Source organism: Ruegeria sp. AL2 (assembly GCF_056540845.1).
Map to the genome: position 1 here is coordinate 22,593 of NZ_JBQFXM010000025.1, position 7,450 is coordinate 30,042.

At 55.4% G+C, this 7,450-nt stretch carries 5 protein-coding genes and 1 pseudogene; 5 read left to right on the forward strand and 1 reads right to left on the reverse strand.

Features of this window, described 5'->3' with window-relative positions:
• Positions 1 to 306: 306 nt before the first annotated feature.
• A complete protein-coding gene (locus tag ACR0ID_RS18265) occupies positions 307 to 1,902 on the reverse strand; it encodes a GMC family oxidoreductase (protein WP_480483846.1) in 1,596 nt (531 codons plus the stop codon).
• A gap of 109 nt (positions 1,903 to 2,011) precedes the next feature.
• Here ACR0ID_RS18265 and ACR0ID_RS18270 point away from each other — a divergent pair, with 109 nt between their 5' ends.
• The 5 genes and pseudogenes from ACR0ID_RS18270 to ACR0ID_RS18290 form a co-directional block, all read left to right on the forward strand.
• The gene (locus ACR0ID_RS18270; RefSeq protein ID WP_480483847.1) at positions 2,012 to 3,250 is read left to right on the forward strand and encodes a TRAP transporter substrate-binding protein; all 1,239 of its coding nucleotides are present in this window, start codon (positions 2,012 to 2,014) and stop codon (positions 3,248 to 3,250) included.
• Between the two features lie 66 nt (positions 3,251 to 3,316).
• The gene (locus ACR0ID_RS18275; RefSeq protein ID WP_480487433.1) at positions 3,317 to 3,982 is read left to right on the forward strand and encodes a TRAP transporter small permease; all 666 of its coding nucleotides are present in this window, start codon (positions 3,317 to 3,319) and stop codon (positions 3,980 to 3,982) included.
• Positions 3,982 to 5,340, forward strand: a complete 1,359-nt coding sequence (locus ACR0ID_RS18280; protein WP_480607677.1) for a TRAP transporter large permease — start codon at positions 3,982 to 3,984, stop codon at positions 5,338 to 5,340. Before ACR0ID_RS18275 ends, ACR0ID_RS18280 begins: the two co-directional genes overlap by 1 nt.
• Before the next feature lie 11 nt (positions 5,341 to 5,351).
• The gene (locus tag ACR0ID_RS18285) at positions 5,352 to 6,131 is read left to right on the forward strand and encodes an IclR family transcriptional regulator (protein WP_480487430.1); all 780 of its coding nucleotides are present in this window, start codon (positions 5,352 to 5,354) and stop codon (positions 6,129 to 6,131) included.
• Positions 6,132 to 6,486: 355 nt separating this feature from the next.
• Positions 6,487 to 7,450: pseudogene (locus tag ACR0ID_RS18290) on the forward strand (IS110 family RNA-guided transposase); the annotation flags it as partial.

A 7,450-nucleotide genomic window follows, 5' to 3' on the forward strand; every position in this document is an offset into this window, starting at 1 on the left:
CGCCTAAAAATAGGAAAGCGGACGTTAAGAGTTGAACTTTAGGAAAGCGTCCGCGTCCGCTTATGCATGCTTCGCGAGGTTGGTGTGGTGTTAAGTCCCTGCGCTAGATGCTCCACAGATCATTGACCAATGGTCGCTCCCAGATCACTGTCAGTCATGACTCATGAGTCATGAGTTAGGCAAAGCGCAAGTTGCGACCAGACTCCACCGACCAAACAGCTTGAGCTTGCGCGAATGGCGCACTGATCCATCGGTTGCGAGTGTTTTGGGCATTTTGCATGGCATGCGGACAAGACGGAGGGACTGTCAGGCATCTGCACTTATCAAGTCGCTTGCCTTTTCGCCTATCATAATTGCTGGCGCATTAGTGTTGCCACTGACGATATCCGGCATAATGGAGCAATCAGCTACCCTTAGGTTCTTTATTCCATGCACATTTAGTTTTGCGTCGACAACGGACATGCCATTGCTTCCCATCGCGCAAGTTCCGGTTGGGTGATAGATTGATGCGGTGTTGGATCTGGCCCAATCTAGCGTGCCTTCGTAATCGTCGCAACTCAGCTCTGCCGTCGGTCGAAATTCCTCGGAAATTTTTGAAGCCAGAGGGGCCAGTTTGGCAATCCCACGTGCGATATTCACGCCATCGACGATCGTTTTGCAATCTGTTTCCGTGGACAGGTAGTTAGGGACGATTTTGACGTGTTTAGACGGATCGGGACCGTTCAACCGCAATTCTCCGCGGCTTTCCGGGCGCAGTTGGCACACCGACATCGTGAACGCTGAAAACGGATGCACTCCCTCGCCAGGACTGTCAGCGGACCAGGGTTGGACGTGAAACTGAATGTCGGGGGTTTCAACCTCGGGGCGGGTTTTCATGAAACCGGTGGCAAGGCTGGCGGCCATGGTCATCGGGCCTGCGCGGAACAGCGCGTATTTCAGGGCAATTCGCGCCTGATTGAACAGGCTGCGGACTTCGTCATTCAAAGTCGGCTCGTTACATTTAAACACAAGCCGCGCCTGTAAGTGATCCTGCAAACCCTTGCCGACACCCGGCAGGGCGTGCAGCGGTTCGATACCGTTTTCCTTTAGATGATCTGGGTCTCCGATTCCCGACAACATCAGAATTTGGGGGGAATTGATCGCCCCACCGGACAGAATGATCTCGCGCCGGACTTTTAGAGTTTGTTCAGCACCCGAACGATCCCGATAAACCAGTCCGGTTGCCTTTTTCCCTTCTAAAACCACCCGCGCTACCAAGGCATTGGTAATGATGTTGAGGTTCTGACGACCCCGGATAGGTTTTAGATACGCCACGGCTGCGCTGCAGCGTCGACCATTGCGGGTGGTCAACTGAAAGTACCCGACGCCCTCTTGTTCGGCCCCGTTGTAGTCTGGATTGAACGGATAACCTGCGGCCTGCGCTGCAGCGACCCATGCGTCGCAGATGGGACGTTGGATGCGCATGTTGGACACAGACAAAGGTCCACCGACACCGTGGAATTCATCCTCGCCGCGCTCTTGATCCTCGCAGCGTTTGAACAGTGGCAACACGTCCTCCCAGCCCCAACCTTCGTTGCCCATCTGACGCCAACGGTCGTAATCCTCTTTCTGGCCGCGCACATATAGCAACCCATTCAAAGAGGATGACCCACCCAGCACCTTACCGCGTGGCCAATCGATGGATCGACCGTTCAGGCCGGGATCGGGTTCGGTCCGATAACACCAGTCGACCGATGGATTGTGCATTGTTTTGAAATAGCCAACAGGGATGTGAATCCACGGGTTCGTATCGCGGCCACCAGCCTCAAGCAGCGCAACCGTCGTATTGGGATCAGCGCTTAGCCGATTGGCAATGACACAGCCCGAAGACCCCGCGCCAACAACCGCATAATCCACCTCCATGACTGCCTCCTCCGAAAGTTGCTGAAAAAAACTCTATGCAAGTTGATCGAATTATACTAGCCTTTTTTGATACAAAACGTCTCAATAATTGTGATCAGGGAGGTAAGCAATGGAGATTGGTCGGAAACTAAGTGGTATTTCGCGTCGGAATTTCTTCCGAGTTGCGGGCCGTTACGGCATGAGCTCGACCTTATTGGCAGCAGGCGGGTTCGGTGGCGCAATGAGCCTGGCGAATCTGGCACAGGCTGCCGAATCAACTTACGAGAAACGCTTTTCGAAAGAACCGAAGCACACGCTGAAATTCGGCGCGTCGGGCTTCAACACCCGCAACCTGCTGATTGAACGCGCAGGCGCAATCGAGTTCGCACGGGATCTGGAAGAGCGAACGGATGGCGAGATTCGGATTGAATTCATCGGTGACAATCAGATCTGCGGACAGTTGAGCTGTGTTGAGAAGACACAGCAGGGTATCGTCGACATCTATGCGGCATCGACCCAGAACTCTGCCGGCGGTGCGCCCTATCTGAACGTGCTGGATTACGCGTATATGTTCCCCAGTCGCGCGGCACAGTATCATTTCTTCTACAGCCCGGCGAGCCAGCGCATCCTGCGTGATCCGCTGGAGAAACGGCATGGGCTGAAGTTCCTGTTCACTCATTGCGAATTGCGCGGTCTGCAAATGGGATCGACCTTTTCAGACAAACCGACCGTCACCAAACTGGAAGAACTGTTTGGCACCAAAAACCGCGTGACCGGCACGCAGTTGGGCCGGATTGCGATGCAGTTATTGAACCTGAACCCGGTGCCGGTGGCATGGGAAGAGACTCTGGACGCGCTCAAGACTGGTCTGATCGACGGGGCCGAAACATGGGCCTCGGCCGTTGCCTATGCCAACATGGCGCCGGTGGTCTCGCAGTCAGTGAACCTGAAATTCTTCTGCGGAACCGAACATACCTCAATGTCAGCAAAGGTGTTTGATGGGCTGAGCGGCGAGTTACAGGATGCTGTGATGGAATCTTCGTACTTTACGCAGGCGCTGATTCAGGGCGCGAATGAGGCGGCGCTGTTGAACACCGTGGGCTTCTCGGACCCGCAACTGCCTGACACGATCTTTGCCGAAAACGGCGTGCGCCCGGCATTTCTGGCGGATGATCAGATCAAACTGGCCGAGGAAATGTGCGCCCCAAACTACAACCCCGAGCCCTGGGCGCAATGGCGTGAACGCCTGAACAAATGGGCAGGTGGCATCGATACCTATCAGGAAATCTATGACATCGCGCGTGAGATTCCAGCCGATACACTACCGGAAAATGTCGAGCCGCGCCGTTGGTGGAAGGGCGAAGCCTGATAAACTTACACGAACCGGCCCCAGGCGGGCCGGTTCATCCAATTACCGACTGGGAGGACGGGGTACATGTCGTTTTGGGCAGACATAGGCGCAATTTTCAGCGCCTTTCTCAGCCAGGATTCGTTCGAGATTCAATCCGCACTGGAATCCGACGCGACCTGGGTGTTGGGCGCGATTGTCTCGGCTCTGGGCGGGTTCGTGATCATGCTGATCTATCGGGCCGTGCCCTTCATTGAACGGCATCTGGAACGATCGGTAATGGTGTATTCCTACCTTGCCATTGCCTTGATCATCTTTTGGGGCGTGATCGACCGGTTCGTGTTCAACGATCAAGAGCCCTGGTCGACCACTATTCCGCCGCTGCTGTTCATGGTGATGGCGTGGTTCGGGGCCTCGTATAACGTCCGCCTACGTACACATCTGAGCTTTAGCGAATTCCGCTCTGCCATGCCGCGCAGTGGTCAATTGGCCTGCCTGATCCTTGACGCCTTGCTGTGGTTCATATTCGCAGTGATCGTCATCGTGACCACGTCCCGGCTAGTCGCCCTTTCGGCATCGAACTTTCAGATCGTTCTGGGGACTGACAATATCATGCAGTGGTGGTTCCTTCTGGCCGCACCACTGTCGTTCTTTCTGATGGTCGGTCGGGTGTTTCAAAACCTCGCCGACGATCTGCACAACTGGAAAACAGGTGAGCCGCTGATCAAGCAGGCCGTGATCGGAGCAGACTGATGACAGATGGAACCATGGTCACACTGATCTCGCTTGGGGTCACTTTTCTGTTCATGTTGGGCGTGCCGGTCCTGTTGGTCATCGGTTATTGGGTCATAGGCTGTTCATTTGTCCTTGGCCTGACGCTGGACAACATGGGTGCCGAATTGCTGAACGTGTTCAACAAGGGTTTTGCCCTGTTGGCGATGCCACTGTTCATCCTGACCGGAGACCTGATCAACAAATCGGGTATTGCGCGGCGTCTCAGCGATTTCGCCTATGCCTGTCTGGGCTGGATACGCGGCGGGCTGGCGATGGCCTCGCTTGGCGCCTGTGGGTTGTTCGCAGCAATCTCAGGATCCAACTCGGCGACGACAGCAACCATTGGCTCAATGCTGCATCCCGAGATGGTGAAAGGCGGCTATGACGAACGTTTCAGCGCGGCCACAGCGGCGGCGGGTGGTACGGTGGGCATCATCATTCCTCCGTCGATTATCTTTATCGTCTACGGATTTCTTATGAACCTGCCGATTTCCGAACTGTTCGTTGCAGGCATCCTTCCGGGGGCACTGATGGTCTTTGGCATGCAATTCGCGTGCTGGATCATTTGCCGCATAAACGGTTGGGGGCATCTGATCCCGTTACAGCTGAACCGAGTGTTGAAAACCGCCTTTGGTGCATGGCTTGGGTTCTTCGCAATTGGACTGGTGCTTTGGGGCATCTATACGGGCAAATTCTCTCCGACCGAAGCAGCGGGCGTGACGGTTGGATTCTGTGTGATCGCAGGATTGGTCAGCTATCCGATCAACCGGATCATGGGCGCGCGGAATGATATTTCGCCGACCGAGAAGAGCTATGCCGAGATGTTCGTAGTCGAAGGGTTTACTATCCCCGAGATCCCATCGATCGTGATCCGTTCGGCCCAGATCACCGGAATTCTTGCACCGCTGATCGCGATTTCGGTGGTGATGCAGCAGATCCTGTCCTTGCTTGGCGCACAGCAGACCATTGGGGATTTCGTAACCTCAATGGGTGGGTACCATGCGGTTCTGTTCACCTCGATGGTGATCGTCTTCTTCTCGGGCATGGTGCTGGAAAGCCTGCCTGTGACGATCATTCTGGCCCCGATCCTTGCCCCGATTGCGGCGTCAGTTGGAATTGATCCGATCCATTTCTCAGTGATCTTCCTCGTGGGGGCGTCTATCGGGTTCATCACTCCGCCATATGGCTTAAACCTGTATGTGGCCACTGGCGTGACCGGAGTGCCCTATTTCCGGCTGCTGCGGTACACAGTACCTTATCTGGTCGCATTGCTGTCGGTGTGGATTTTGGTGTCACTTGTGCCCGATCTGGCCTTGATCCTGCTGCCAAATAACTAGACTGTTAAGGAATGGCCGCAACGGAAACACAAGATAAAGAGACACAGATACCGACCAACTTGCGCCTTCTTCTCATCCTTGAGGAGGTTGCGCGACGCGGGGTCGCCGTCAAACCGTCAGACCTGATCGAGTCACTGGGCCTGGCCAAGCCAACCATCCACCGCCTGTTGCAAACCGCAGAAGCCGAGGGCTTCCTGCAGCGCGATCTGGATGGGCGTTCATACGGCCCTGGACACCGGCTGCGATTGCTTTCGGTCAATACGATGTCTTCCGAGCACCTGCGTACGGCGCGTCTGGCGATCTTGCGCAGCGTCGCCGAGCAGGTTGGTGAAACCTGCAATCTCGCCATTCCAGACCGAGAGGGGATGATCTATCTGGACCGGGTGGAAACGAAGTGGCCACTGCGGATTCAACTTCCGGTTGGTACTCAGGTACCCTTCCATTGTACGGCCAGCGGCAAGATGTACCTGTCCACACTTCGGCAAAAAACGCTGGGCGGTTTTCTTTCAGCGGGAAATCTACAACCTCAGACGGAGCGCTCACTGACTGATCCCAAGTCGCTGCGAGCGGAGATCCAACGTATCACTGAGAATAGTTATTCCACCGATGACGAGGAATTCATGACCGGAATGACTGCCCTAGCTGTACCCGTTCAGGATGGGCAAGGCCGATTGGTAGGCACGCTTTCGGTTCACGCGCCGACACAACGTCATGACGTCAACAGTCTGATGTCGTTTCTGGGAATACTGCAAAAAGGGGCGGATGAGCTTTCGGCTCTTTTGACCGAGTGACTAGTACCGGAGATGACAGTCAAAACGTAAACTTTTTTACCAACTGCGAATTCGGTAATCGACCGGTTTGGAGAATTCTGCACCTCAGTGAGTGAGAGTGTGATCAAAGTCCAGTGTGCGCCGTTCGTTCAGCGTTGTAGAGTCAACATTTGCGCACTGCTGCCATTCCTGGCTGGTGCAGCATCTGCCGCTCTGGGCTCACTGCCGACCTCGGAGCAAACGCAGCATCTGATCGCCCGGCTGGCTGGCTCCGATGAGGACGGCCCAAACCGGATGAGGTGGGTGGCTCCTGCTCCACCGGCATCGAATGTGCCAAAGTGCAGTTGTCAAAGACTGCTAGGAAAGGAGCCACCCAATGACAGTAAAGACCGTCGGCCTCGATCTGGCCAAGGATGCTTTTCAAGTACACGGCATTTCGGAGAGCGGCCGCGTCATCTTCAACAAGGCGATCAAACGCGCGAAGCTGCTGGCGTTTTTTGAGACACTGCCACCGTGCACGGTTGGCATGGAAGCCTGCGGTTCATCCCATCATTGGGGTCGTCAGCTGCGCAAGCTCGGGCATGATGTGAAGCTCATGCCTGCCGGATATGTCAACCATATGTTAAGCGCGGAAAAAACGATGCTGTCGACGCAGAAGCGATTTGCGAGGCGGTCCGCCGTCCGACAATGCGTTTCGTAGATTTCAAGACGGAAGACCAGCAGGCCATATTATCCATTCACAGAACGCGCGACCTGGCCGTCCGACAGCGCACACAGTTGGCCAACATGATCCGCAGCCTATTGCGCGAGTTTGGGCAAATATTGCCCATCGGGATCGAAGCGGTGACGGCTTTTGCGAAGCGCCATCTGAGCGGCGAGCATCCCGACATGCCTGAAATCGCGAACGGCATGCTTGGCATACAGTGCTATCAGTTCATCGGCCTGAATGAACGCATCGACGGCTATTCGAAGATGATCGAGCAACATGCATTGCTGAGTGCAGATGCACGCCGATTGATGCGCATGCCTGGCATCGGGCCGATCACAGCGTCAGCAATTGTCGCCACAATCGGTGACGCGCATCAGTTTCGGACAGGAAGAGATCTGGCCGCATGGCTGGGCCTCACCCCGCTCAACAAGTCGAGCGGCGGCAAGGAGAAGCTGGGCAAGATCACAAAGCAAGGCGATCGTTACATTCGCAAACTTTTGGTCGTGAGCATGACATCGCGCGCGGTCATGGCGAAACGCTCACCCGAGAAGGTCGATCTCTGGACTGCCAAGATCATCGCTGACAAGCCGTTCCGGCTGGCAACAGTCGCCATGGCAAACAAGGCAGCGCG